The sequence below is a fragment of the Mycobacterium sp. NGS40 genome (assembly GCF_059812735.1).
In genome coordinates this window covers 1-23,080 of the sequence record NZ_JCALDG010000031.1, presented here as the reverse complement: position 1 = coordinate 23,080, position 23,080 = coordinate 1, and the positions used below count along the sequence as shown (strand labels likewise).

24 protein-coding genes are annotated in these 23,080 nt (G+C 65.1%); 6 read left to right on the top strand and 18 right to left on the bottom strand.

All coding sequences use genetic code 11. From position 1 onward, the window contains the following. Window positions 1–8: 8 nt before the first annotated feature. The 13 genes from AC5Y5O_RS28355 to AC5Y5O_RS28295 form a co-directional block, all read right to left on the bottom strand. On the bottom strand, window positions 9–1,310 hold the full coding sequence (locus AC5Y5O_RS28355) for a MinD/ParA family ATP-binding protein (protein WP_242602962.1): 1,302 nt from the start codon (window positions 1,308–1,310) through the stop codon (window positions 9–11). 119 nt (window positions 1,311–1,429) lie between these two features. Then, on the bottom strand, window positions 1,430–1,720 hold the full coding sequence (locus AC5Y5O_RS28350) for a WXG100 family type VII secretion target (RefSeq protein WP_005113472.1): 291 nt from the start codon (window positions 1,718–1,720) through the stop codon (window positions 1,430–1,432). A 42-nt stretch (window positions 1,721–1,762) separates the two neighbouring features. Then, complete coding sequence (locus AC5Y5O_RS28345; protein WP_005113473.1) at window positions 1,763–2,077, bottom strand: WXG100 family type VII secretion target; 315 nt, start codon at window positions 2,075–2,077, stop codon at window positions 1,763–1,765. A gap of 246 nt (window positions 2,078–2,323) precedes the next feature. Then, complete coding sequence (locus AC5Y5O_RS28340; RefSeq protein ID WP_005113474.1) at window positions 2,324–3,637, bottom strand: PPE family protein; 1,314 nt, start codon at window positions 3,635–3,637, stop codon at window positions 2,324–2,326. 49 nt (window positions 3,638–3,686) lie between these two features. Continuing rightward, entirely contained in the window at window positions 3,687–3,980 is a 294-nt protein-coding gene (locus tag AC5Y5O_RS28335; protein WP_005114938.1) for a PE domain-containing protein, read from the bottom strand. A gap of 106 nt (window positions 3,981–4,086) precedes the next feature. After that, entirely contained in the window at window positions 4,087–8,220 is a 4,134-nt protein-coding gene (gene eccCa / locus AC5Y5O_RS28330; RefSeq protein WP_101930882.1) for a type VII secretion protein EccCa, read from the bottom strand. Continuing rightward, a complete protein-coding gene (gene eccB / locus AC5Y5O_RS28325) occupies window positions 8,217–9,695 on the bottom strand; it encodes a type VII secretion protein EccB (RefSeq protein WP_005113477.1) in 1,479 nt (492 codons plus the stop codon). Before eccB ends, eccCa begins: the two co-directional genes overlap by 4 nt. Further along, on the bottom strand, window positions 9,695–11,638 hold the full coding sequence (eccA, locus tag AC5Y5O_RS28320) for a type VII secretion AAA-ATPase EccA (RefSeq protein WP_005113478.1): 1,944 nt from the start codon (window positions 11,636–11,638) through the stop codon (window positions 9,695–9,697). The genes eccB and eccA overlap by 1 nt, the downstream gene beginning before the upstream one ends. Continuing rightward, window positions 11,635–12,000: a hypothetical protein gene (locus tag AC5Y5O_RS28315; protein ID WP_005114937.1), complete on the bottom strand. Its 366-nt coding sequence runs from the start codon at window positions 11,998–12,000 to the stop codon at window positions 11,635–11,637. Before AC5Y5O_RS28315 ends, eccA begins: the two co-directional genes overlap by 4 nt. Further along, window positions 11,997–13,382, bottom strand: coding sequence for a hypothetical protein (locus AC5Y5O_RS28310; RefSeq protein ID WP_005113480.1), 1,386 nt, complete (start codon window positions 13,380–13,382; stop codon window positions 11,997–11,999). The genes AC5Y5O_RS28315 and AC5Y5O_RS28310 overlap by 4 nt, the downstream gene beginning before the upstream one ends. Continuing rightward, window positions 13,379–13,780, bottom strand: a complete 402-nt coding sequence (locus AC5Y5O_RS28305; protein WP_005113481.1) for a hypothetical protein — start codon at window positions 13,778–13,780, stop codon at window positions 13,379–13,381. The genes AC5Y5O_RS28310 and AC5Y5O_RS28305 overlap by 4 nt, the downstream gene beginning before the upstream one ends. Window positions 13,781–13,791: 11 nt before the next feature. Beyond that, on the bottom strand, window positions 13,792–15,396 hold the full coding sequence (locus tag AC5Y5O_RS28300) for a PPE domain-containing protein (RefSeq protein WP_005114936.1): 1,605 nt from the start codon (window positions 15,394–15,396) through the stop codon (window positions 13,792–13,794). After that, window positions 15,397–15,732 (bottom strand): type VII secretion target, encoded by a 336-nt coding sequence (locus tag AC5Y5O_RS28295; protein ID WP_005113483.1) that lies wholly within the window; start codon window positions 15,730–15,732, stop codon window positions 15,397–15,399. A 239-nt stretch (window positions 15,733–15,971) separates the two neighbouring features. Here AC5Y5O_RS28295 and AC5Y5O_RS28290 point away from each other — a divergent pair, with 239 nt between their 5' ends. The 4 genes from AC5Y5O_RS28290 to AC5Y5O_RS28275 all read left to right on the top strand — a co-directional run bounded on the left by AC5Y5O_RS28290 (window position 15,972) and on the right by AC5Y5O_RS28275 (window position 19,241). Then, window positions 15,972–16,418: a helix-turn-helix domain-containing protein gene (locus AC5Y5O_RS28290; protein ID WP_005113485.1), complete on the top strand. Its 447-nt coding sequence runs from the start codon at window positions 15,972–15,974 to the stop codon at window positions 16,416–16,418. A gap of 77 nt (window positions 16,419–16,495) precedes the next feature. Next, window positions 16,496–17,434 carry a hypothetical protein gene (locus AC5Y5O_RS28285; RefSeq protein WP_005113486.1) on the top strand — a complete coding sequence of 313 codons (939 nt, stop codon included), beginning with the start codon at window positions 16,496–16,498 and terminating at the stop codon, window positions 17,432–17,434. A 95-nt stretch (window positions 17,435–17,529) separates the two neighbouring features. Continuing rightward, on the top strand, window positions 17,530–18,222 hold the full coding sequence (locus tag AC5Y5O_RS28280; RefSeq protein WP_005115616.1) for a type IV toxin-antitoxin system AbiEi family antitoxin domain-containing protein: 693 nt from the start codon (window positions 17,530–17,532) through the stop codon (window positions 18,220–18,222). Then, on the top strand, window positions 18,219–19,241 hold the full coding sequence (locus AC5Y5O_RS28275; protein ID WP_005113488.1) for a nucleotidyl transferase AbiEii/AbiGii toxin family protein: 1,023 nt from the start codon (window positions 18,219–18,221) through the stop codon (window positions 19,239–19,241). The genes AC5Y5O_RS28280 and AC5Y5O_RS28275 overlap by 4 nt, the downstream gene beginning before the upstream one ends. A gap of 22 nt (window positions 19,242–19,263) precedes the next feature. On the opposite strand, the gene AC5Y5O_RS28270 is transcribed toward AC5Y5O_RS28275, so the two are convergent. Both AC5Y5O_RS28270 and AC5Y5O_RS28265 read right to left on the bottom strand, forming a co-directional pair. Continuing rightward, window positions 19,264–19,911: a PIN domain-containing protein gene (locus AC5Y5O_RS28270; RefSeq protein WP_500028350.1), complete on the bottom strand. Its 648-nt coding sequence runs from the start codon at window positions 19,909–19,911 to the stop codon at window positions 19,264–19,266. Between the two features lie 38 nt (window positions 19,912–19,949). Next, on the bottom strand, window positions 19,950–20,144 hold the full coding sequence (locus AC5Y5O_RS28265; protein WP_005113491.1) for a hypothetical protein: 195 nt from the start codon (window positions 20,142–20,144) through the stop codon (window positions 19,950–19,952). Here AC5Y5O_RS28265 and AC5Y5O_RS28260 point away from each other — a divergent pair. Continuing rightward, the gene (locus tag AC5Y5O_RS28260; protein ID WP_232530510.1) at window positions 20,131–20,697 is read left to right on the top strand and encodes a hypothetical protein; all 567 of its coding nucleotides are present in this window, start codon (window positions 20,131–20,133) and stop codon (window positions 20,695–20,697) included. The two genes, AC5Y5O_RS28265 and AC5Y5O_RS28260, sit on opposite strands and share 14 nt — an antisense overlap. 83 nt (window positions 20,698–20,780) lie before the next feature. Here AC5Y5O_RS28260 and AC5Y5O_RS28255 read toward each other — a convergent pair whose 3' ends face one another. From AC5Y5O_RS28255 to AC5Y5O_RS28245, 3 genes are read right to left on the bottom strand one after another with little or no spacing between them, the layout of a single operon-like run. Next, window positions 20,781–21,248: an ASCH domain-containing protein gene (locus AC5Y5O_RS28255; protein WP_500028348.1), complete on the bottom strand. Its 468-nt coding sequence runs from the start codon at window positions 21,246–21,248 to the stop codon at window positions 20,781–20,783. Window positions 21,249–21,283: 35 nt separating this feature from the next. Continuing rightward, a complete protein-coding gene (locus AC5Y5O_RS28250) occupies window positions 21,284–21,559 on the bottom strand; it encodes a hypothetical protein (RefSeq protein ID WP_005113495.1) in 276 nt (91 codons plus the stop codon). A gap of 48 nt (window positions 21,560–21,607) precedes the next feature. Next, entirely contained in the window at window positions 21,608–22,522 is a 915-nt protein-coding gene (locus AC5Y5O_RS28245) for a hypothetical protein (protein ID WP_101930881.1), read from the bottom strand. Window positions 22,523–22,663: 141 nt separating this feature from the next. Between AC5Y5O_RS28245 and AC5Y5O_RS28240 the strand changes: the two genes are divergently transcribed. Then, window positions 22,664–23,080: AAA family ATPase (locus tag AC5Y5O_RS28240; RefSeq protein WP_500028345.1), on the top strand; the 417-nt coding region annotated here is incomplete at its 3' end.

The following is a 23,080-nucleotide window of genomic DNA, read 5'->3' as shown; positions in this document are numbered from 1 at the left end:
TGGGTGCGCTAGCTGGCGGTTTTGGGGAAAAGGTCTGAGACCGCTGCGGCGATTTCGAGGTATCGCCGACGACTCTTCTTCGACAGCAGCTTCAGGTTGATCTCGCGGCCCTCGTGCACGTGCCGATCGAACGGGGTGACGAAGATCCGTTCCTGCGGGATCTTGCGCGTGAACTGCTCCACTACTTTGTCCACCACCACGTTGGGCTTGCCGGCCTCTGTGTGGTTGATGATCAGCACCAGATTCTCCAGCAGTTTGAGATATCCGTTGTGGCGCAACCAGTCCAGTGTGTGATCGGTCTCTCGTAGGGCATCGATGGAGGCATTGGTGACCACCACCACGGCACGAGACTCGTGCAGGACCGCCTTCATCAGGTCAGACTTCAGGGCAGTGCCGCAGTCCAGCAGTACTACCGAGTAGTACTCCTGCAACAGCGCCATCGCCGCCTCGAAGTCCTCTCGCTCGACGGTGCGCTCTGCACGGGCGAACTCGGGCTGGGCGAGCACCTCCAGTTTTGACACCTTGTCGGAGGAGGTGTGAGCCCGCACGTCGTGGTAGCGGCTCACCGATGGGTCGGAGACGAGTTCGATGATGCTCAGGTGGGTCTCGCGACCGTGTCGCTCGGTGAGGTTTCCCGAGTCGTTGTCCAAGTCGACCGCGATCACCTTGTCACCGCGCACATCGCACATTATCGAGCCCAGCGCCTTGGTGGCGGTCGTCTTGCCGACCCCGCCTTTCAGGTTGAGAACAGCAACGGTAAATGTTGTGCGAACAGGGCGAATAACGCGCTCTTTAAGGCTGATTTCGTATCGTTCATCTTTGCCAGGGCCGATTGTTATACCCGGAACGATCTTATTTAGCGCGGCGCGCCATCCGTGTTCGGCTGGAACCGACATCCGCCGCACATCGGTCTTGTCGAGCGCAACGTATTCCGAGTCGTCGCGAACGTCTCGACGGGCGGGCACCCGCGTGGCCGGAACCGGCACCGCGGGGGGCGGTGAATAGGGACGGACCTGTTCGGGCCCCGCATACGGGGCTGGCTGCTGCTGGTGACCGGGCGGCTGCTGTCGCTGTCGATAGGGACGGCCCTGCTCGTACGGGTAGAGCGGCGGCGTCTGGTTGTCGGCGCCTTGCCAGTCGCCGCGGTCGACGGCCGTGGTCATCTCTTCCGGCGAATCGACGGCCGGCTCTGGCTCCGAACGCTGCTGCGGTGGGTTCTGCGGCGGGTTCACGGGGGGCCCTTGTGGCGGTCCGCCGGCGGCGGGGCCCCGTGAAAAGGCTCCGTAATACGGGTCTTGTTCGTTGCTCATAGCTTTACCGTAACACCCTTCTGCGCCGAATTACACGGGCACAAAACACCAGGTCAAAAATATAGCGGCACGGGTTGTTTATACCCGTGCCGCTATATTTGTCTCGTGGTGTGTTGGCGTCAGCCACCGAAGGACGACGCGTTGATCTGCTCCTGGTGCGCGGTGTTGTTGGTCGCCTCCTCCACCGCCGTCAGGTAGGAGTCGACGGCCAGCTTGAAGTCCTGGCCGTGCTGGTTGAGCGTGCGCTGCTCCAGCGTCCACATGTCCGACGCCTCGCCCTGCCAGACCGAGGCGCCCTGGGCGAGGTCGCCTTCGAGCGCCTCGTTCTGCCCCTGGATGGTGTTGGCGTGCCCGCGCAGGACACCGACAGCCCCGTGAATCGAGGCGAAATCCCAAACTTGCTGACTCATAGCGATTTAGCTCCTTGTCTTGAAAGGTTGATGGGGTGATGGTCAGAAGGGCAGCGATGCGCTGGACTGGACGGTCCCGGCGCCGTCGGAGTCGACGTTGACATAGCCGCCGGCGGACTGGGTCACCCGCTCGGAGATGCTGTTGAGCTGGTTGACCAGCTGGGTGCCGACCTCGTGGAGGTGCTGGGCCTTCGCCTGGGTGGCGGTGCCCGTTTCACCGACGAGTCGGCCCTGCAGTGCCTGCACTTCGCCGAGGAACGCTGTGAGGGTCGCTTGCTCGGCCTGCGCGGTCGACCCGATCGAGTCGGCCACGGCCTTCTGGGCTGCGGTGTCGGTGTTCAAAGCCTGAAGGGCCATGGAATTTCACTCCTTTGTTTGTGCCGTGTGATGCGATTGTCGATAGTGCAGATCAGCCATTGATCCGCGGTGCACTGTCTCAGGTGATCAACCCCCTCTAGAGGTAGGCCCGCGCCCAGAGACAGTGACGACGCGGAGGCTTACAGTGGATCCCGTCTCTCATACCAGCCAAAACGATCTCCGCGGCATACGCAAGAGGACCGCCAGGCACCCCCCTTTCGCTCGTTTGACCAGGTCGACTGGCCATTACCGTTCGTCGAACACTTCGAAGCCCAACGCGGCGACCACCGGCTTCTCCTCGGCTACCGGTTCGTCGAGGACGACCGAGGAACTCTCCCCGCGGCCGTGGGCCCCCGCCATGGGCCCCATCATCCCTGTTCCGCTGCCGACGGCACTGGCGCCGCCGGTGGGCGTCGCCGTGGTCCGCACGACCTCTTCGGCCGACGCCGTGGGGGCCGGCGCGGGCTGCGCCCATCCGGCCGGTGCGCGAAGAGTTGAGGTGCCACCGGAATTCGCCGCCGACAACAGGCCCGCGCCGCCGTATCCGCCGCCGGCGGAGCCCACCGGGCTAGTACCGTAAGCGCCGAGCTCGTCGGTGGAGCCGAAATGCGAGACAAGGTCTGCCGGGGAGATGTTCTGATTGGCCAAGTCCCCGCCGCCCATATTCTGGAACAGCGACGTGATCTGCTGCAGCGGTTGGGAAGCCGTCTGCATCAGCTGTTGCGGAGCCTGGCCGACGACCTGTCCGGCCTGTGAGAATTGCTGGGGCACTTGCGACGCCATCTGGGTTGCCATCTGCGTTGCCATCTGGGTGCTCTGAGTCGTCTGACCGGCCCCGTCCTGCGCGGCCTGCGTGCTTGCCTGCTGGCCAGCCAAATTGCCCGCCGTCGCCGCGAGCTGGCCCATCTGTTGCGCCTGTCCCCGCGCGGCACCCTCCGTCGCTGCTACCTGCAGTTCTGCCAGCAACGCGTCGCGGCCCATGCTGGCCGGCAGCTGGGCTGCTGTCTGCGCCAGGATCTGCGCCAGACCAGCTTCGGGCAGACCAGGTGCCGCCATGATGCTGGGTGCGACGGTGAACGGCGGGAACGTGGTGTTCACCCCAGTGGCCGCCGAATACCCGTCCATCGCTCCGGCGGCACGGTTCCACAGCACCACCAGGTATTCGAATTCATTCATCCCGATCGGAATGGTGTTCACACCGAGGAAGTTCGTCGCTTCCAACACTGCGTGGGTGATGTGATTGGCGGCGATCTCACCGAGTGTGGGAGTCTCAACCACGGCGGTTCCGTAGCTTCCTCCTTGCGCGGCCGCGGCCGCGGCCCGCTGTTCGGCCATCGCGATGATCGACGCCATCCAGCCAAGATAGGGCTCGAATGCGGCCTGCGCTTTCTCGGCCGCAGCCCCCTGCCAGGCCGCTGTCACCATGGCGATCTCGGTGCGCAGCGCGGCCATGGCGGCGGTGAAGTCGGCTGCGACCGCCTGCCATCCGGCCTCAGCCTGCATCCAGGGCTCGACGCCCGCCCCTGCGATCAGCCGCCCGGTGTTCGCTTCGGGCGGCATCCCATGCCATTCCATCGACCGCTATTCCCCCGTCGGGAAATCCTCTCGGTTAGAGCACCGTGACAGCGCCGGCAGCGTCGACTGCCTCATAGGCGGCCGCGACTGTCGTCATACCTTCAGCGGCCAAGCCCAGCATCGCTGTGCCCTCCGCCGAGGTGGCGCTGAAATCGACTCCCTGTGCGCTGAACGCAGTGGAGGCCACCATCGACACCGAATCGATGCCGGACGGCACCAGCCCCGATACCACAGGCATCGCTGCGGCCGTCGCGGCGCCCTGCTGAGCGGTGACACCGGTGACGCCAAGCCCTCCAGCCAGCAGTGTTTCGGAATTCACCTGCAACATGTTGATAACCCCTTCCCTCGGAACACACCCATGAATGAGAGCCTTACACGTAGGTCAATGACCTGCAATAGGACCGTTATACTCCCCGGTTCTACATTCGCCATCCTCAGAACGAGCCGGTGCCGGGCAAAGCCTTCTCCAGTTCGGGCACCACTGGCGTCTGGATCACCTCCTGCCCCTCTGAGCTCAGCAGGATGCCGCGACCTTTCGGCTTGCGATCCAGCCGCACCGTCAGTACCGGCCCCTCGCTGCGAATGCCATCCATAATCAGGTTCGATCCGCCGGCCTCGTTGTTGAGCTTGGGCAGCGAATTCCCGGCACCGAGCATCCGGTTGGCGGACACCATCGGGCAGGCCACCACCGAGTGGATGCCCATCATGGGCGCGTTACCCCAGTGCTCGGCCAGCGGGGCGAACCCCGCGGGCGCGGCGTTGGCCACCGACGAGTAGTCGTCGACGAACAAGAAGATCTCCGGGCCGCTCCACCAGGACCGTGCCCGCCGCTCCTGGATGGTTTCGGTGCCCTTGAGGCGCCGGTTCTCCAGCGACCCGGCCACGCCCATCATCACTGGCGCAAGGTCGGTCGGGTTGCTCACCAGGCTCGACCGTGTCACGGTCTTCTGGATGGTCGGCGGCGCCGAATAGTCCCCTGCCTTGTACTTCGGGTTGGGAACCTGTTCGACGGCATCCCAGCGCAGCAGGTAGTCCTCGTCGATGGCATCGAGAAGTTCCGATCCCTTGAGATCCACGACGAAGAACCTGACCTCGTCGGGGGAGAATCGCGACGTCAGCGACTTCATCATCGCGGCAATCAGATGGGTCTTTCCGCATTTGGGGCCGCCGAAGATGTTCAGGTGGCGACCGGACATGAAGTCAAACAGCACCGGTGACAGATCCTTTTCGTAGAGACCGATCGGCACCGTCCATTTCGAGCCCGTCCAGTCGGCGGGCACGTGCAGCTTCGACGCCTCGACCCTTTCGGGAAGTACCCGCACCTGCCGGGCGCCCTCGCCCTGCCATGTCGCACTGATTTCCGCGATCGCGGCCTCCAGCCCGGCGTCATTGACGGCTTCGGTCTCGTCCAATCGGGGCGCACCGATCATCAGGTGCAGGTGGCTGGCCAGATCGAGGGCACGACCCGGCACATCCGCGGGGATTGACTCGGCGAGCTTCTTGTTGTTGACCCCCGACAATTCGGGCGAGTTCAGTTTGAAGTCGATGCGCGTGCTGAAGCTTTGGTTGAGGCTACGTCCCAGGTTCGAGAACACTTGCACAGCGACCACGACGTGCACACCGACCGCCAGACCGTGGTTGGTGATTTCGGCCAGTGCCGGCAGAAGATCGTCGTGGTCCTCCTTGAATGCATCGAACCCGTCCACGAGCAACAACACGTCACCGAAGCCATCGTCTTCCGCCACGCCCGCGGCGACCTTGTCACGGTAGCTGGCCATAGCGGTGATCCGGAGCTTGCGAAACAGCTCTGATCGCTTCTTGATGACCTCCGTGACCTCGGCGATAACGCGTGATACCGCATCGTTGTCGCGGCGCAGTGCAACACCGCCGACGTGCGGCAGTCCTTCCAAAGCCAGCAGCTTGCTGTCGGAGCTGAAGTCCAGACCGTAGATCTGCAGCCGGCGCGGGCTGTTGAGCTTGGCTGCGGCGATCGCCAGGGTCTGCATGGCCACAGACTTGCCGGATCTGGTGCGGCCCAGCATCACGAAATTGTTTTCCGCCAGGTCCACGGTGAACACCTGCTGGGCGTGCTCGTAGGGCACGTCGAGCAGCCCGATCGGCAAGGTCAGCACCGCCTTGTCACCGGCGTGCAGTCCGCTGTCGGCGACCAGACGGCCCACCGGCCGTGGTTTCAGCAGCGGCGGCAGCCACAACTTGAGGCAGTCGGTGCCGTGGCCGGCAAGTTGGTCGAGGATGACGGTCCCGACCTCGGGGGCGTTGTCCATCTCTTCGGCCGTGCGTTCCACCGGCGCAGCTTCAACCTCATCGTCGATGTCGTTCTGGCCGGGGATGGGCACGGCGGTCACGGTGAATGGCGCGACACCGGTGATACCGCCGACGGCGCTGCGTTCCCCACGTCCGACGGTCAGCTCGTTGGGCGGGAAGTACAGCTCGGTGGGGTTAGCAGCCCGGAAGTAGCGCGGCTCAGCACCGCCGACCTTCAGGTAGCCCTCGCCGGGTTCGGTGAGGTAGTAGGCCGCCTTGTCTTCGATTACCGCCGCGGACTCTTGCCCGCTCGCCGTTTTCATCGCGATCTTCCATCCGCAGTTGGACAACAGCTGTCCTACCGACACACCGGTCAGCGACTGGGTCGCCAGCATCAGGCAGATGCGGTCTGCGCGGCCCTGACGGGCCAGGTGCTCGTAATCGTCCCGGAACTCGGGATGGTCTTTGAGCAGCGCGGTGAACTCGTCGGTGACGATCAATAATGTCGGGAACGGCGGGATCTTTGCGCCCCGCTCGCGAGCCTTCAGGTAGGTTCGCGCGTCCCGGAACTTTTTGCCGGTCGTCGCCATCCCCATTTCGCTACGCAGTCGCTGACGGCGTTCCACCTCGCCGCGCAGCACGGCGCTGAGGCGATCGATCATGTCCTGCGAACTCAAGTTGGAGATGATCTCGACGGTGTGCTTGAGCTTCTCGAATCCGTCGAACGTGGACTCGCCCTTGTAGTCGATGAGGACCAGGTTCAGCTCCTCGGGCGAGTGCTGCGCCACCAGACCCAGAAGAAGGTTTACCAGGAATGTCGATTTGCCCGAGCCGGTGTAGCCGAGGATCAGGCCGTGCGAGCCCATGCCCTGCTCGGCTTCCTCTTTGATGTCCACCTCGACCGGCGCCCCTGCCTTGTCCCAGCCGATCGGCGTGCGCATCCGGCCCCGGTCACCTTCGGGGTGGCGGCGCCACAAGCGGTTGCCCATCGCGCCTAGGTCGTCGACCCCGTGCAGGCTGGCCCATGAGCGGACGGCCTTGCTCGCATCACTGGACGGTCCCACGACGGCCGACTTATCGGTCGATGCGCGCCAGCGCGCCATCTGCCGCGCAATCTGACGTGCCTGCGCGACGCCCACGGTGTCGACGGCACTGAGCCAGGTGGTCAGCGGATCATCAGCGGTCATCTTCCGTTTGCGGGCGCGCCCGTCTGGGGCTACCTCTACCCGGGCGCCCAGGACTTCGAGCCCTTCTTCGTCTTCACCGCCGCGACGCAGCACGGTGACCGCTTCCATGCCTTCGCCGATACCCCGCTCGACCCGGTCGGCGACGACGATGAGCCACGGGTGCTTATTGCCCGTGAACGCTTCATCGGCGGAGAAGTCGCCTCGGCCGGCGAGGATCTTCTCCAGCGCGGCTGGTCCGTCGGCGGGCGTGTAGACCATCCGCTCGGTGCCCATCGCATCGCGTCGATGCGGGTTCTGGTTGTGTGGAAGCCATTTGATCCAGTCCCATTGCTCTGGATGTTCCGTGATGACGGCCACCAATACCAGGTTCGGTGGATGAAATACCGCCAGCTGCAAAAGCATCGACCGGATCACGCCGAGCACGTCGCCGGTTCCGAAGAACTGCACACTGCGGTGCGTCTTGAGGTCGATGATGGTCGGCATTCCTTCGACGGCGCGATGAGCGCGGAAGAACCGTTCACCGAACACCCGGCATACCGGCTCGGTCACGTTTTCCGGCGGCGCATCGACCATCTTCATGCCCCCGCCAAGTCGCTGACGGGCTACGCCAGCTCGTACGGACAAGAAGTAGGTCGGATCCTTGGCGGGGCGTGAACGTTCCCAGGTACGCGGTCCGCCGACCATCGCCGCCAGCGCGCTGGGTGGAGGGGCGAAGTGCGCCAGGTAGTCGTACTGGGCGACAGCGCGGCTGTAGACCTTCGCCCGCAGGTTCGACAGCATCTCCAAGTACTTGCGCCGAAGCGCATTGATCTCAGCGGTTTTCGGTCCACCGCTGTTGCCGTACCCACCCATCATGCCGAGAGCGGATGCGGCAAACATGAGCGGAAACATCAGCATGTACGGACTGGTTATCTTCCTGACTCCGGAGGCCAGGAAGATACCGATCATGCCAATAATGGCCACCACCATCAGAATTGGCAGGAGTTTCTGCCACTTACTCGGCGGGACAACCTCTTTGATCTCCGGGGGTGGCGGAACCTCCGTTTCGACACTGACCTCTTTGCCGTCCGGTACATCGGCGCGGCGGCGCGGCGGAATCCATGGCTCTGTACTCAATTCCCGCTCTTCCCTCCGTTGAGAACCACCGCCAGCGGCGAGGGCGGCACCGTGTCCTGCGCGACAAGTGCTGCTTCTTTGGATAGTCCGGGCCCGGACGCCAAGATCGCCAGGATCGCCCAGGGCGCCGGCAGCGGCGAGGACAGGCCCAACGCCGACGCCGGCGAGGTACCCCCGCTGTCTCCCTGGTTGATGAATCCGTAGCGGACGCCCCGGTCAGACACCCACCATTGCGTCTCGGTCGCTGGCGAGCGTGGGTCCGAACCCGTTGTCCGAACGAAGAATCCAGATCCGGGTGCCGCATACATCGACACGGTGGGACGCGACACCAGGTCATGGCGCCACAGGGTGCGCTGCTGTTCAGTGAGGGGAAGCGCGGGCAGGAACGCCAGAGCTGGGGTGGCTTGCTGTTCGCCCGCCTTCTTCTTCCACTGCCAGCAGGTCACCGGATCGGTCAGGCTCGCCACCGAGTGCAGAGCTTTCTCGGGGAACATCGAGGTGTCCAGGCCCGGGGATGCTGCGGGCAGCCGCGCGACGACGTCCTGAGATACCGTCGGGGCGACGTTGGCGCCGAATGCGTTGGTGTTCCGTAGAACCGAGGCCATCACTTCGGGGATCTGCTGGACCCCATCGGGGAGGACGACGTACCAGCTCACTGAATTTGCTTGCGGCACGCGAAGGACCGAGCCGATCACCACGCCCGGCGCCACGGGATAGGCCGGTGGGGCACCTGCGTCGGGAACGACCGGCGAGGTGATCGGGCGGCTCGCCGGTATGGCGTTGAACAGATCCTCGCTGATGATGTCGATGCTGGGGAACCGTTGCAGCCCCAGGCCAAGGACCAGCGCGGTGTCGTCGATGTTGATCTTTCGCCGTACGTTGTTGTTGAGCAGCCACGTGGCCTGATCGGGGCCCTGCACAATGCGGGCCGCCGATGGATCCACCTCAAGGAGCTGTTGCTGGTCACCGGCGATGACGGCGGTGTGTGTCGCGGGCTGCGCGGTACCAGGCCGGTCGATGACATCGCAGGCGCTCCACACTGAGTCGGTCTGCGCTGGCTGAAAGACTTGTTCGGGGGCGCCGGCGATGCCCACCAGCGGTCCTCGCGGCATGTCCTGCACCTCTTGGGGTTTGACCTGTGCGGCCTTGTCTGGGTTGCCGACGATCAGTTGCGCTGACACCAGGTTGAGGACCGGGTAGAGCTTGTTGTCGATGGTGACGTACAGCTGGGAGGAATCTCGCGCCTGAACGATACGTGAGTTGTCCCGCAGTCCTTGGGGTTTGAAGTAGGCCAGCGCGACCGCCGCCAGGCAGATCAAGGCGACCAGCGCGAATCCACCGAGTTGCGCCATCGCTGTGGACCGCGCCGGGTCGTGACGCATCGTTGTGTCGTACCGCGTCAGCGCATGGTTGAGCCGGGCCACCAGGAACTTGTATCCGCTCACTTGAAGTTTGGAGGTGGGAATGAAGGGCATCAGTCCACCTCAGCCAATACGGCGGTGAGATCGATTCCGCTGGTGCTGGATTCAGCAGCGAGGATCTTCTGCAGCGCGCGGGCCATGTCAGGGCGCGCGATGGTCATCAGCAGTTCTTCGTCACCATCGTCATCGTCGGCAGACAGCGCTTCGTCATTGCGGACATCGCGCGCGTCGGCGGCGTTTTCCAGCACCTTTCGGACGAACCGGCCGTTTCCAACGATGTCGATCGCGCTGCGTGTCGTTGTGGTCATGGCAGCCAGTTGGTCACGGGCGTAGCGGATCAGGGCGTTGCGGCGCTCCGTGTCGGTACCGCTGTCGCGCAATGCGGCAAGCACCCCGTCGAGCAGCTCGACCGGGTCGCGATTCTGTACCGTCGTCGACAGCGAGCTGAGTTTCTCGCAGACCGTCCGGAGAAGTTCGATCGTGTCGGCAGCGAGCGTGTCATCTCGACCTGTGGCCAGCGCTTGCGCGATCGCAACGAGTTCGTCCGGGGTGTAGGTGCTGAACCGGAAACGATGTGCGAATCGCGTCGCCATGCCCTCGTTGGTTGCCAACACCTGGTCGATTTCGTTCTCGTAGCCGGCGATGATCACGACCAGTCGGTGCCGGTCGTTCTCGATGTGGGTGAGCAGCGTGTCGATAACGGCTTTGCCGAAGGCATCCGCGTTGGAGCCCTTGTTTTCCGCGCTGACCAGCGCATAAAACTCGTCGACGAACAGTACGCCGTCAAGCGCCTTGGCCACGTAGGCCTCGGTCTTTGCTTCCGATTCGCCCAAGTGTGTACCGATCAACTGCTTTGCAGACACCGACACCACGTTGCTTGTCTTGACGATCCCCAGGCCACACAAGATCTTCGCGATCACGTTGGCCACTGTGGTCTTGCCTGTGCCCGGCGGGCCGATGAAGATCATGTGGTTGGCCGCCGCCGGGGTCTTAAGCCCAAGTTTGCGCCGCTTCTCGGCCATCCGGATCCGTGACCGGAAGGTGCGGACTTGTTCCTTCAGGTCGTACATGCCCACTTGGGCGTCGAGCTCAGCGGTCGCCTCAGCGAGCTTCTCGGCGCGTTCGGTGGCTGCCCGTGCCTCAGCGAGATCGGCAGAGCTCGGACCGGTGGCCGGATCCCAGGGATCGGTACGTTCGGCGATCGCCTCGACCGTGGTGAGCTGAATCCGGATGCTCTTGTCCTCGAGCGCAGCGCTCACCTCGGGCGACGGCGCGGCGGAGTTGACCTCACGCATGAGGTCTTTGGCGGTGTCTTCGTCTCCGCGCTCCCGCGCAACCAGCGCCGAAAACCACTGCGCCACTGGGACCGCCTCGGACAACGTCGTCTGCGCGGAAACGGTCCGCAGGTAGCCGGTGGCCTTATCGAACTGCCCGAGATATGCGTGGGAGATGCCGAGCGCTAATTCAACGGCAACCTTGAGCACCGCATCCCTGTCGAACAGTGCAAGGTGCGCGCTCAGCGTTTCGATGACATCCGGCCACCGTTGAGCGCGGTAATAGATTGCGGCTTTCACCCATGCCGTCACTGAGGTGGGTGGGGCCTCCGCTAAGGCGTCGATCGCCTCGGCATAGTCGGGAGGGTTGCCCATGGCCAAGGAGCTCGCCAGCGCTGCAGCCAGCGCCGACTGGTCATAGATCGGCTGCTCCAGCGCGACGATGCCCATCCCGATGTCGAATCGCGGCCACAGCTGTGCCGCAGTGATTCCCATCCGGCTGACTTGTGCGTGCATCTGCTGGCGAGCGCGCCACGCGCGGTACATCGTGCCGGACGCGTTGTCGCCGCACAGCATTCGGCCCAGCCACGCATCGCACATCGCCGGGTCGAGATCGGAGGCAGCGGTGAAGTACCGCATCGCCTGTTGGTGGTCAGCGTGACCGCCGTCCAGGAGACCCAGAGCGGCCACACCGGCTTCGAAGTTCTCTGTTGCCGCACTCATATGTCGTACCTCCTGGCGAATTCGGCGGCTTCCATCTCCCGGTACTCCTCGGGCGTCGGCAGCTTCTGCACGCGGCGGTAGAAGCGGTCCATCCGGTCGGGATCGCGCCCTTCAGCGGCCACCGTCGCCAGCGACCACAGCCGCAGTTCCATCCGGTATTTCGCGCGGGCGAGCTGTCCGAGGGCAACGATTTCTCGACCCAGGTCGACGTCACCGAGGTCCAAGGCGTCGTCGTCGAGCATCAGTGCACTGACCTGCCCCCGTCCGTTGCAGCTCACGCCCACCGATCCTGACGGGTTGTAGACAGAGAATTCCCGCGGATAGAAGTCTTCGATGTCGGGTATGGCCTTCTCGGTTGTCACGCGCTCACGTCCCTGTCTGAATCCTGATGCCACGTACCGTTAGCGAGCATCGAGACAATCTCGCCGAGTTCTTGGTGCCCGGGTGCGACAGTGAGCCCGCGGCGCGCGTAGGCCAAAGCCGTGTCGGGTTGCTCGACGTGCCGGGCGGCCAGCTCGCGGCACACATTCGCGACCAGGGTTGTCATCTGCGGCAACGCCTCGGTGGCCCATGGTGGCGGTTCGGAGCCGAACAGTGGCCCAGTGACGAGTTCGGCGGCGCGCGCGAGGTTCCCGGTGGATGAGGTCGCTGGATCGGATCCCACCAGGGAGACGAAGCTGGCCCAGTCGCTGTCGAGGTCGATGCGGTACCCGTTCTCTGTTGCCACGGGGTGCAGCCCGCGGCGCCGGATTTTGCTCATCGCCACGTGAAAGCTCTTCTGTTTCTGGCGTTCCGGTCCGTAGAGGAGTTCACACAGGTGTGTTGTAGTGATCGGTTGAAGCAGCGCGATCGCACCGATGATCTGCTGCTGCATGGGTTGCAGCGCTACCCCATCGGAGTCAGTGACTTCGAAACGGCTGAAGACCGTCATCAGCCCACCGTTGGGGGGAGGATCCTCAGCATTGCCGGTGGAGTCCTCTGCCGGTGGTTCGGCGGTCTGGGTGGTCGGGTCTTGCCTGGGTTCGGTTGGCGCTGAATCAAAGTCGGCTGTGATTGCGGTTGGGTCTCCGCCGTCGGTGGACCCGGCCGTTGGTGAGACTGCTGGCGCCTGCACGTGGTCGGCTGGGCGGTCCTCCTGCTCGGTGGCGACGAGTTGTTCAGGGGTGTCAGAGGGCGTCACCGTCGTCTCCGCAGGTATCCGTAGTGGGCGCACGGGCCAGGAAGTTCCGGCGGCGAGTACGTCGACCCAGCCTGGCTGTGCTCCGTCGACGAGCGGGTCGGCGATGACCACCGTCGCGTCCGGGCTCTCGCTGAGCCGCACGCCCGCCAGCGTCTGGTCGTCCCCTTCGGCGCCTTGAATTTGCGCCTGCAGTACCCAACTTTCGATCAGCTCAGCGCGGCCGTGGCAGAGCACACCGATCTCGTCGATGGCCAATGCGTTGACGGCGATGACCTCGTGTTCTCCGACACCGACCACCACCAGGACCGGATCTGCGGAGGAGTCACGCAGTCCGGGCTCGCTGCCTCGCGGCGCGCGCAGCCAGCCCGGCTCGTCGTCCTGCTCCCAGGGAGCTGGGAGCCGCCCTGGTTCGGCGGAGAATTTCACGCGGATCCAGTTGGGGTCGATACGCACGACGATCACCCGCGAGGAGGTCAATGAGTGCACCCCTCCCAGTAGCCGGCGTGCAGCACCGGTGAGGCATTCACTGACCAGCTCCGCCGGGGTGATGACCGCAGCGGTCATGCGCGCGACCTCTCGGCCGAACCGTTGTGATCGTCGGAGCCATCAGCAGCTGCTGTGGTGGTCTCGGCTGAGCCGAACCATAACTCCGTGTCCAGTTCGGGCGCTGCTTCGCGGGCGGCTTCTTTGCGGCGGTCGTTGAGCACCGCATAGCACTCGCGGAGCCCGGCCATGATTACCTCGCCGAGCTGCGACGCGCTGTAGCGCTGGGTGACGCCTTCGCCGAGATAGACGTCGGTGACCGTGCCCCATCCGTCCACTTCGGGCATGACGTCCGGATCGCTCGGTGCTGCCCGCCGCACCCGAAGGTTGTTGAACGCCGCGTCTTGGACTGCACCGATCGCTTCGCCTAGGCGCTGGCTCTTGGCCAGCCATTCCTCTACCGCAGGATGATATGCCACCCGTTGTCCCCCTACGTTTCTGCCGGCCGGGAGCGCTTGCGCTGGCCCGCGATCGGTTCGCTCACTTCGACGCTGTCTTTGACCAAGGGTTCGTCAGGGAACCACTCCGGGTTTCGGTCGATCTCTTTGCCGTCGGCTCCCTTGTTGCCATGGGGCATCATGCCCATCGGCATCATTCCGCCCCCCATCGGCGCGCCGCCACCGCGCGGAACCGTGGTGGTCGGCACCGCGGTGGTGCTAGCGGGCGGCGGCGCGGGAGCCGGCGGCGCGGCCTGCTCCGGTAGACCAGCGGGCATGGTGCGGCCGCCGCCGGCGCCACCTCCACCGCCGAGACCACCAAGTGGGTCGCCTCCAGAACCGAGCTTGCTCAACGGATTTCGCGGTGATCCGCCACCGGCACCGCTTGACGGTGAACCGCCCATTGCGTTGCCAAGCTGGCTCGCGGCCTGGCTGGCAGCCTGCGTCGCCTGCTGTCCGACTTGCTGGATCTGCTGACCGACCTGGCCGAGGGACTGACCGATCGCGCTGGCCACCTGCGTGGGAATGGACATCAACGTCTGCATCATCTGACCGGCCAGCTGCCCGGTCTGGTTGGCCGGATCGCCCTGCCCCGTCGGATCTGCTGACTGAGACAGCGGGTCATCAACTGCCCCAAGTTCTTTGGCGCCTTGGTGTGGCAGGTGGGGATCGCCGTCACCACTGATGCGCGGAGAATCCCCCGGGTGGTTCACGTCCTCGTTGGTTCCCCCAGCGCTTTGCCCGAAGGTGGTCATCGTCCTTGCCGACACCTCCTTCATCTGGGTCATCTCACCCTCGTGCTGAGCGGCGTCCGACGCGCCGCGAGGATCCCCCGCATTGGCTCGCGCCACTGCTGCCAGGTACAGCTGGCGCGTCTGCTCGTAGTCCTCGGCGCGGGGATGGTCAGCGACAGCCGTGCTCCAGTGACTAGCGACCTGACGCGCTGAATGCGCTTGTGCACCAGCAGCTGTCGCCGAATTCTCCATCCAGCGCCCGAAATTCTGCAGCCTTACCGACAATGCCTCGGAATCCCTGCCCTGCCACGACGCGGGCAGTCCTCCGGCGAGCTGCTGCAGCGACTGCGCAGCCTGGGCGAGGTTGGTCGCGGCGGTGTCCCAGCCCGCGGCGTGCGCTTCGAGGCCGCTCTCGCCGGCGCCGGACCGCAAAGCGAGGTCGACCACGTCGGGTGCCGCCGGAACGGTGGCCAGCGCCGCCGGCATGTCGAAAGGCAGGTCGGGAATCGTCACCGCCGGGGGAGCCGGGATGTCGGACGGGGTCACGTCAGCAGCCGCTGCCGCTGGAGTTCCTTGACCGCCCACGTTTGCGGCGCCTTCGGCGTCGGTGACGACGTAACCGGTCAAGGCTACGGTCACCGCATGGCCGCCCTCGGACAACCGAGGGATGCCGGCCGCCAACTGAGAGCTGAGCTTGGCGGCGTTGACGGCAACGCGGTTGGTCGCCGCGACGGACACCGGGTCAGCGCCCGGCGGTAGTGGCGGCGGGATGGCTGCCGGAGCGCTCAGTGCCGCGGCCGCTGCCGACAGGGCCGCGGAAAGCCGCGGTCCCACTTCGGCAGGGTCGACGCGTACACCAGCCACTTACAGCGCACCACCTGCCGCGGCATTCACCGCAGTAGCCCCTGCGTGGTCGGCGTCCTCGTATCGGCCAGCCGCGTTGGTGAGGTTGTCCCCCATTGCGGAATGCTCACCGCTGGCACCGGTCGCCTGCTCGCCGACGCGGTCGAAAAACGCCCGCATCGCGGTGCCCACCGGGGCAGCGACCGGTCCGTGGCAGCGAAGGAATTCCTGTTCGACGTCGGAGATCCACTGTTTGCATGCTCGGCTGTAGTCATCGAGTTGCGACGCCGCCGCGGCGTTGCCGTCGGCGGCGGTGCGAAGCGATGCGGGATCAACGGAAATGCGCTCTGAACTCATGCGGTAATGATCTTTCAGCCTATAGGGGTTTTCAACAGGCCTGCCACCGCTCACTACGGATTGCTCAGCAACAGCAGTCGCGACGCCGGGCATGGGCCCCTCCCCTCTTTGCTCGCTAATCTATACCGATAATGTACTACGCTAACATGTGTCTGTATGGGGCGCCATCGGTCACACTGCCAATCTATGACGGCCACCCCTTGTGAGCACACATCAATAACCTCGCCCAAGGCCGCCCCGTGAGCCGCCGCGTCCTGCGTGGATTCGACCCCTTCGCATTCTCCCAGGCCCGCGAAGCCGCCGGCATGAGCCGCAAAGATCTGGCGCGACTGGCTCGAACCGGCCGCGCCACCATCGACAACTGGGAAACCGGCCGGGTCACTCCGCAGATCGACGTCCTCGTCCGCGCCGCCAAGGCTCTCAACGCTTCCCTCGACACCTTCGTCAACATCCCCGCCAACCAGCGATACCCCGGCGATCTGCGCGTCTTGCGTGGGCTAACACAGCCCCAGCTGGCCAACGCGACCGGGCTGAGCACCACCACCATCGGTGCCATCGAGCGCGGCGAAGTCAACCTCTCCGATGCCAACGCCGAGGCCATCGCCGCCGCTCTCAAACTGAGCCCTCAGACCTACAAGCAGGCGTTCGAACGCGTCCGTACACGGCCGCCCGGCACGCCGGCATAGACCAGTAGTAAGTTGGCCCAGCCTCGATTCCCCCTCTGGTGCTCTCAAAGCAATGAACATGGGCGATACTTTGAGACATGGATCCCGTTGACGCCCTCTTGCAACAAGCGCGCCAACTACTGGGTACGTCCAGCCCTCCAGACCCCGAACCCGCAGGCCTCGGTGAACCCAACCTCGCCGGCCAACACCCGGCCAGTTGGGGCGGCGACGCCAGCACCCAGGCCGCCACCACCAGCGCCACCCTCGACAGCCAGCGCGACCAACTGCGCACCACCCATCACAACGCCACCACCACCATCGCCGCCGCCAACACCATCGGACAAAACGCGCGCGACAACCTCACCGCAGTCCAGACCGCCTGGCAACAAGACAAGAGCACCTTCACACCGACCACCGCCCAGGGCCAAGCCGCCCTACTGCAAGCAGGCCAGCAACGCATCACTGAAGCCACTCAAATCGTCGAAGACACCGCCAGCCAGTACCAGAGCGCCGCACAACGCCTCCAGACCCACACCACCGAACTCGGCAACGACTCCACCGACCCCACCATCCAGGCAGTGGATTTCACCGACCTGCCGCAACGTCCCCAGACCGACGATCCGCGCCAGTTCTGGCTGGGCACTGACGACATCGTGACCCTCGAACCCGGTGCCCTAGGGCCCAACGGCTACATGGAGCTGGCACCGAACTCCGGGGTGTGGGTGCCCAATCCCCGCAAGTTCCCGGTCGGGGTGGACAGGACGCCGAGCAAGAGCCCGATCGACCTCAGTCGCGTCGTCCATCTGACGCCCGGGCAGCTGGGCCCCTACGGCTACGACGAACTCGTGCCGGGCTCAGGCACCTGGATTCCCAGCCCCAACTCGCTGGTCGTCACCCCTGATCCGGGCCCACCTCAATCGCCGATCGATCTGCGCAAGATCGTCCAGGTACCCGCCGGACAGCTGGGACCATCGGGTTACACCGAGCTGGTGCCCGGCACCTGGGTGCCAGACCCGCGCGCCAACGGACCTCGATAAAACTCCCCCACCACCGACGCCCCGCTGACCTGTCGGACCCGCCAACTATCATTGAGCATTCCGTTTAATCCCCTGTGTGGGTATGATCGGGAGCCATGGGGAGTAGTGCTGCCTCCGAAGCTGACCTCGCGATCGAAGCGGCCGGCCAGTGGGGCATGTTCACCGCTGCCCAGGCGACTCGTCTGGGCCTCAGCCGCAAACGGCTCACCCAGCTGACAGCGGCCGGACGCATCCACCACGCCGATACTCGCGGCGTCTACCGCTTCGCCGGCGCACCCGAGGACATCACTCTCGACACCCTTCGGGCACTATGGCTGGCGTTAGATCCGGAGTCGTTCGCCGGCGAGCGTATACGTCGGCTGCACACCGGCGGCACCGGCGCCATCGTTTCCCATCTGGCCGCAGCACATTACGTCCACGGCCTGGGCAGCCTGCACCCCGACTACCTGGACTTCACCGTGGCTGCCCCACGACGAAGCAACAACCCCCTCGTCCGCTTCCGCGTCGCCGAACACACCTCGTTCCAGATTGTGGCCGGCCTGCCCGTGACAACCGTCGCCCAAACCGTCGCCGACCTCTACAGCGACGGCATCGACGCCGGCCACCTCGGCGACATCCTCACCGACGCACTGCTCAGCGCTGCTGCCGACATGGCCGCCATCACCGCCGCCCTCGACCCGCTCACCGACAACAACGGCCGAGACACCATCCTGCACGCACTGTCCGTCGTCGGCGCACCCGAGTCTCTCGCCGAGGCCAACGAACTGCTGTTCGCCAGCCGACGATGAGCTGGTCCAACGACTACCGCTCCGAGCGCGCCTTCTGGGTCGCACTGCGGACCCGCGCCACCCAGCAGTCGCGCACCGACCACACACACTCGTCGCAGGAACTCATCCGACAGTTCGTCATCCAGAGATTCATCGCCCGACTGTTCACCGGCACCGACAGCACCCCGTGGGTTGTCGCCGGCGGCACCGGAATGCTCATCAGGATGCCCGCAGCCCGCGCTACCCGCGATCTCGACCTGACCACACTCACTCCCGACCTCGGCGAACCCCATGCCGTCCAGCAAGCATTGTCGACCGCCACCGGCGCCCACGACGCCGACCCCTTCATCTACACCGTCGACACGGGAAAGCCGTTCACCGGCGCGGTGCGCGGTACCAAGCTCCGGATCACCGCCACCATTTCAACCGATCGCGCCGCCACCTTCGGCCTCGACGTCGCCGCCGACACCATCCTCGTCAGCGATATCGAACACCAGCAGATGCAGCCCGCGGTACCCGGCATGCGAGGGCTACCTCCCCTGCCGTCAGTCCCGTTGTTCCCCCTGGCCAGCCAGATCGCCGACAAGGTCGTGGGCGTCATGTACCGCGACGACAAGAACCGCTCCGCCAACCGCTACCGAGATCTCGTCGATCTCGCCCTCTACGCACAGTCCGTCGACGTCAGCGCCGCCGCCCTGCGATCTGCACTTGCGGCCCGCGCCGCAACGCGTGACCAGCCCCCGCCGGACCGTATCGAGATTCCCCCAGGCTGGGAGGCTGGTTACGCCCGCACCGCCGCCCCGACCAGCTTGCCAGTACCCCTTCGCGACGCCGCCACCGCCGCCGATGTCGTCAATGCCTGGTTACAGCCCGTTCTCTCCGGCAGCATTGCAGCAGAACACATCTGGGACCACAGCGCATCGGCGTGGCGACCACCCGATCACGCCCCACATCGGCCCGGCGAGGTCTGGGTCCGCCCCCACACCCGGGACGGACGCGACATCGCCGACTACTACCGCCGCGCACCGCGACGGCCATAAAACCAACATTCAGGGCGCGGTTTCAGCCCGCCCGCCGAATCTGTTGTGGCGCACTGTAATCGCGGCTATCACCGCACGCAGCGAAATCGCGCTCACCAAGTCGTGTGCACCACAGGCGCCCGTCGCCGTGCAGGCGACCATGGTCCGGTGCCCTGCCACCGACCCATTGGAATGCCTCGATTTCTGCGCGGTGTGCACGTTGGACGGCCGCCACGGCCGGATCGAGGTCGCTGTCATGGCTGGCGACGATGACCAGATCGATCGCATCACTGTCAGCGGCAGAGATAACCGCCAGCGCGCAGAGAACGTCGATACCTTTTTCGCGCGCTTCCACGTCCGATTGCAGCGCTGGGCCCGGGCCAGTGCTGTAGCGCTGCTGCACCACGCGATATCGCAGCGGGCGGTGAGTCACCGTGACAAGGGGGTCGGTCTCCCATTCGCATTGTTGGGCGAGGTTGCGCTGGTAGCCGGCGAGGTCGTATTCAGGCTCCGGCAGGCCGCGGAACACCTGCACCTCAGCGAGTTCTGCCCTGCCGCGCCCGGCGGCAGCGCGCACATCGAGCAGTCGTCGCGCGAACGCTCCGGGGGAAATCAGGCACTCGTGCAGCGGGCGTTCACCACAGAATCGCTCTTGACCTCGTAGGTGCACATTCTGGTAGTCGACGATCACTGCCGCCTGGCGTGTGGACATGATGCCCTCCTTGGGTTCTAACCACGCCGATGCCGACGCAGGCCTCTGACCAACACCACGGCGAGCAGGCCGAGTCCGATCGGGATAAGGAATGGCGCAGACCGCGCGGCATCGGAGACGACGATGGACCCGAATCGCCACATCGCTGAGTGGGCGAGCGTGTCGAGCAGGCTGTGCTGGTGGTAGTGCCCGGCGGCGATGAGGGCGATCATGATTTTGAACGTAGAAGGCTGCGGGGTGGTCTTCCAGAGGACCAGCTCCTGCCGGGCCGGCGAGCTGCTGCTGGCAGCCCCGGTGAAGACTGCGGGGAATCTTGCTACGTTCCTTGATGTGCCCATGCTTGCGCTGCACACCATGCATTCCGGCCCTCCGGAGTTGGCCGACCAACTGCCCGCGTTGGCGCGGTTGGCGATCGCTATGGATAACACCGGGGAGTTCCGCTACTGGTACGCGAGCCTGGAGGTGCCGTGGCGGATGAGCTTGCCTGAGGACGTCGAGCCGGCGCAGGTGCCGCAGGGCTGGTTGCGCCGGGACGGCGACCGGTTGGTCTATATCGCCCGCGAGCTGATCGTCGCGTTCCCGGCTGATAGCCCGCCGATGACGGTGGACCAGCCGAACATCGGAGTCGGTGTTGCTGTTGTGACCGATCCCAGCCTCGTTCAGGATCTGGAAATGGACCCGGCCAAGGTGGCCTATGTTGGCGGTTTCAGCGGCGATCTCACGGCCGCGGTCACGCCGCTGGCCGCGCGCGCCGCTCGCCGTTGATCCGTTCGGGGCCCACTGCGCATTCCCCACTTTCCCAGCGCCTCGGCCAGCGATTCATGGTGAATCGGTCGCTGCGGGCCTCGTCAGGTCGGGCAGCCGGTGCAGATTCCGGTGTTGTCGGCGAAGCTAACGCGCCAGGCGCATGGACCGAAGATCGTCTCGCAAGCGTCGTAGTCGGTGCATCCGCACACTCTGCATACCCGCGGATAGGCCCATTCGATCCGCGTGATGTCCTGGTCCGGGGTCACGCCACGGTGGGTGGCGCAGTAGAAGTCGATGAATCGGCCGGTCGTCCAGTCGGGGAAGCCCTCGGCGATCACGTCTGCGGTGGTGATCGCTTCCAGCGGTTCCCGTCGCACGTCGAGTGTTTCGACAGTCTCGATCACCTCCAGGGGCTCCCCGCGTCGACGCCCACGCACCTTCTTGCATAGCGTGAGCAAGTCGCCCGGGTGCAGGATGCGGTTGCCGCGCTTGTCCGTCCACCAGTTGACTCGGCGTGTCTGGGTCTTCTCTCGGCGGCGCACCTGATCGGTGGTCAGGGCGACACTCATCAAACGTGGCATTCCAATCCCTTTCTCCTGGTTGATCATTCCGCCGATGGAGATGCCTCGTAGGCGAATGGGGCGGCCTCTGATTCGCTCATCGTCTCGTCGGCGATCGCGTCACGAGCGAGCCCCTTGCACCTGCCGCAGAGCCGGGATTTCGTCGTTCTGAGGTAGGGGCCTGGGGTGTCTTCGCGGGCCAGGCCGTACCCGCACCAGGTGCGCCATCCGGTGGACGCTGTGTCGTCACGTACCAGGATGTGAAAAACTCGATCTTGGCGCATCGGGTTGGTGCGGTGGGAGACGCCTTGCGAGAACATCGTTGAACCTGCCTTGCCGTGTCGCGACCCTGTTTCTGCCGGTGCCAGTCAGGCTGGGATGCCGTTGGCTTTGACCCATGCCTGCAGGCCGGGCACGAGATCCTCGACGACGATGTCGCCGTGTGCCACGTGCGACCGCAACGCTTTTCGCGCTTCGGCGCTGAACTTCTTGTCGGCCTTGGCGCGATACTGGGCCATCAGGGCCTCGGCGTCCTGACCATTTCTTGCGGCCAGCGCCCGCACAGCGGACTCCGTGGTGGCCCGCCACTCGCTGGCTGACGGGTGCTCGTCGCCGTACCAGAGCAGACTGTTCAGCGCGCTGGCGATCGCGTTGCTGGCAGCGCGTTCGGTGCGATAGAGCGTCATGCCGGTGGCGGGATCGGTCACCGCGGCCGCCGATGCGGCTGAGGCCTTGGCTGCCTTCTGGGCGGCTCGCTGTTCGCGCTCCACGTCGGTGCGTCGACGAATCTCTCCCACGCGCGTGAGAACCTGCACCGGCGCCGTCGGGTAGCAGACTGTGCACGCCAATTCGCCAGCTGCGTAGACAATTTCGTCCTCGCTGCGCCCGCTGTAGTGGGTGAGCCACTCATACCGTGTCGATGGATAGCAGGATGTGCACGAGGTCGATCGGTGCACGTGGCCGCCGACGTTCTGCACAAGGAAGGCGCGCGGCCATCCGCCGCGCCGGACGTACTCCTGCTCGTAGGGCGCCATCTGCGCCGTGAGTGCGTCTACTTTCGTCTCGCAGGTGGCGGCTTCGCCCTCCCATTGCTGCGCCGCGGGGATGTTGGGGTGCCGTCCTTCGCGGGCCCGCCGAGCGGCCGCCCGCAGGCTCTCGTGGCGGGAAACGAGCAGGGCACGTTCGCGGCCGAGGGCGTTGAGTTTCGCGTCGATCTCAGCGGGCGGCATGTACGGCAGCTGCACATCATCAAGGCCGGTGACGGGCGTGTCATGATCAGGCATCCGTCTACTATAGCCGACATTCAGACTGTCGGCTATAGTAGACATTGCGGGTGGTGTGAAGACCCGCGTTGGTCCGCATCACCCAGACACGTCAGTGCCCTGGGCTATACATCCACCAGGAGTAGAAAGAGGTCCGCGACGATGAAGCCGACCCCCGAGCAGCAGGCGATCATCGAGGCCGCCAAGACTCACAGTCACCTGGTCATCCAGGCCGGCGCCGGCACCGGCAAGACCTCGACCCTGCGGATGGTCGCCTCCGAGATCAACAGCCCCATGCTCTACATCGCCTACAACCAGGCCATCAAGAAGGAAGCCGAGAAAAGCTTTCCCAAGCATGTCAACTGCAAGACCTCCCATGGATTGGCCTTCGCCGTCGTCGGGAAACGATATGCACATCGCCTCAAGGGCGGCCGCCAAACCAGCAGGGACGCGGCACAAATACTGGGCACGTCGTGGCTGGAGCTCTCGGCAACTATTCGGATTACCCCGGCGCAGATGGCCCGCATCGCCACTGACACTGTCCAGCGATTCTGCTACTCCGCCGACGACGAGATCGAC

Coding starts and splice junctions, on each gene's coding strand:
- AC5Y5O_RS28295 (WP_005113483.1), bottom strand. CDS start 15,732: ATGAGTTCAGAGCGCATTTCCGTTGATCCCGCATCGCTTCGCACCGCC.
- AC5Y5O_RS28335 (WP_005114938.1), bottom strand. CDS start 3,980: ATGTTGCAGGTGAATTCCGAAACACTGCTGGCTGGAGGGCTTGGCGTC.
- AC5Y5O_RS28245 (WP_101930881.1), bottom strand. CDS start 22,522: ATGCCTGATCATGACACGCCCGTCACCGGCCTTGATGATGTGCAGCTG.
- AC5Y5O_RS28250 (WP_005113495.1), bottom strand. CDS start 21,559: ATGTTCTCGCAAGGCGTCTCCCACCGCACCAACCCGATGCGCCAAGAT.
- AC5Y5O_RS28260 (WP_232530510.1), top strand. CDS start 20,131: ATGAGGGCGATCATGATTTTGAACGTAGAAGGCTGCGGGGTGGTCTTC.
- AC5Y5O_RS28310 (WP_005113480.1), bottom strand. CDS start 13,382: ATGACCGCTGCGGTCATCACCCCGGCGGAGCTGGTCAGTGAATGCCTC.
- AC5Y5O_RS28345 (WP_005113473.1), bottom strand. CDS start 2,077: ATGGCCCTTCAGGCTTTGAACACCGACACCGCAGCCCAGAAGGCCGTG.
- AC5Y5O_RS28255 (WP_500028348.1), bottom strand. CDS start 21,248: ATGAGTGTCGCCCTGACCACCGATCAGGTGCGCCGCCGAGAGAAGACC.
- AC5Y5O_RS28350 (WP_005113472.1), bottom strand. CDS start 1,720: ATGAGTCAGCAAGTTTGGGATTTCGCCTCGATTCACGGGGCTGTCGGT.
- AC5Y5O_RS28280 (WP_005115616.1), top strand. CDS start 17,530: ATGGGGAGTAGTGCTGCCTCCGAAGCTGACCTCGCGATCGAAGCGGCC.
- AC5Y5O_RS28275 (WP_005113488.1), top strand. CDS start 18,219: ATGAGCTGGTCCAACGACTACCGCTCCGAGCGCGCCTTCTGGGTCGCA.
- eccA (WP_005113478.1), bottom strand. CDS start 11,638: ATGAGTGCGGCAACAGAGAACTTCGAAGCCGGTGTGGCCGCTCTGGGT.
- AC5Y5O_RS28340 (WP_005113474.1), bottom strand. CDS start 3,637: ATGCCGCCCGAAGCGAACACCGGGCGGCTGATCGCAGGGGCGGGCGTC.
- AC5Y5O_RS28265 (WP_005113491.1), bottom strand. CDS start 20,144: ATGATCGCCCTCATCGCCGCCGGGCACTACCACCAGCACAGCCTGCTC.
- AC5Y5O_RS28355 (WP_242602962.1), bottom strand. CDS start 1,310: ATGAGCAACGAACAAGACCCGTATTACGGAGCCTTTTCACGGGGCCCC.
- AC5Y5O_RS28285 (WP_005113486.1), top strand. CDS start 16,496: ATGGATCCCGTTGACGCCCTCTTGCAACAAGCGCGCCAACTACTGGGT.
- eccB (WP_005113477.1), bottom strand. CDS start 9,695: ATGCCCTTCATTCCCACCTCCAAACTTCAAGTGAGCGGATACAAGTTC.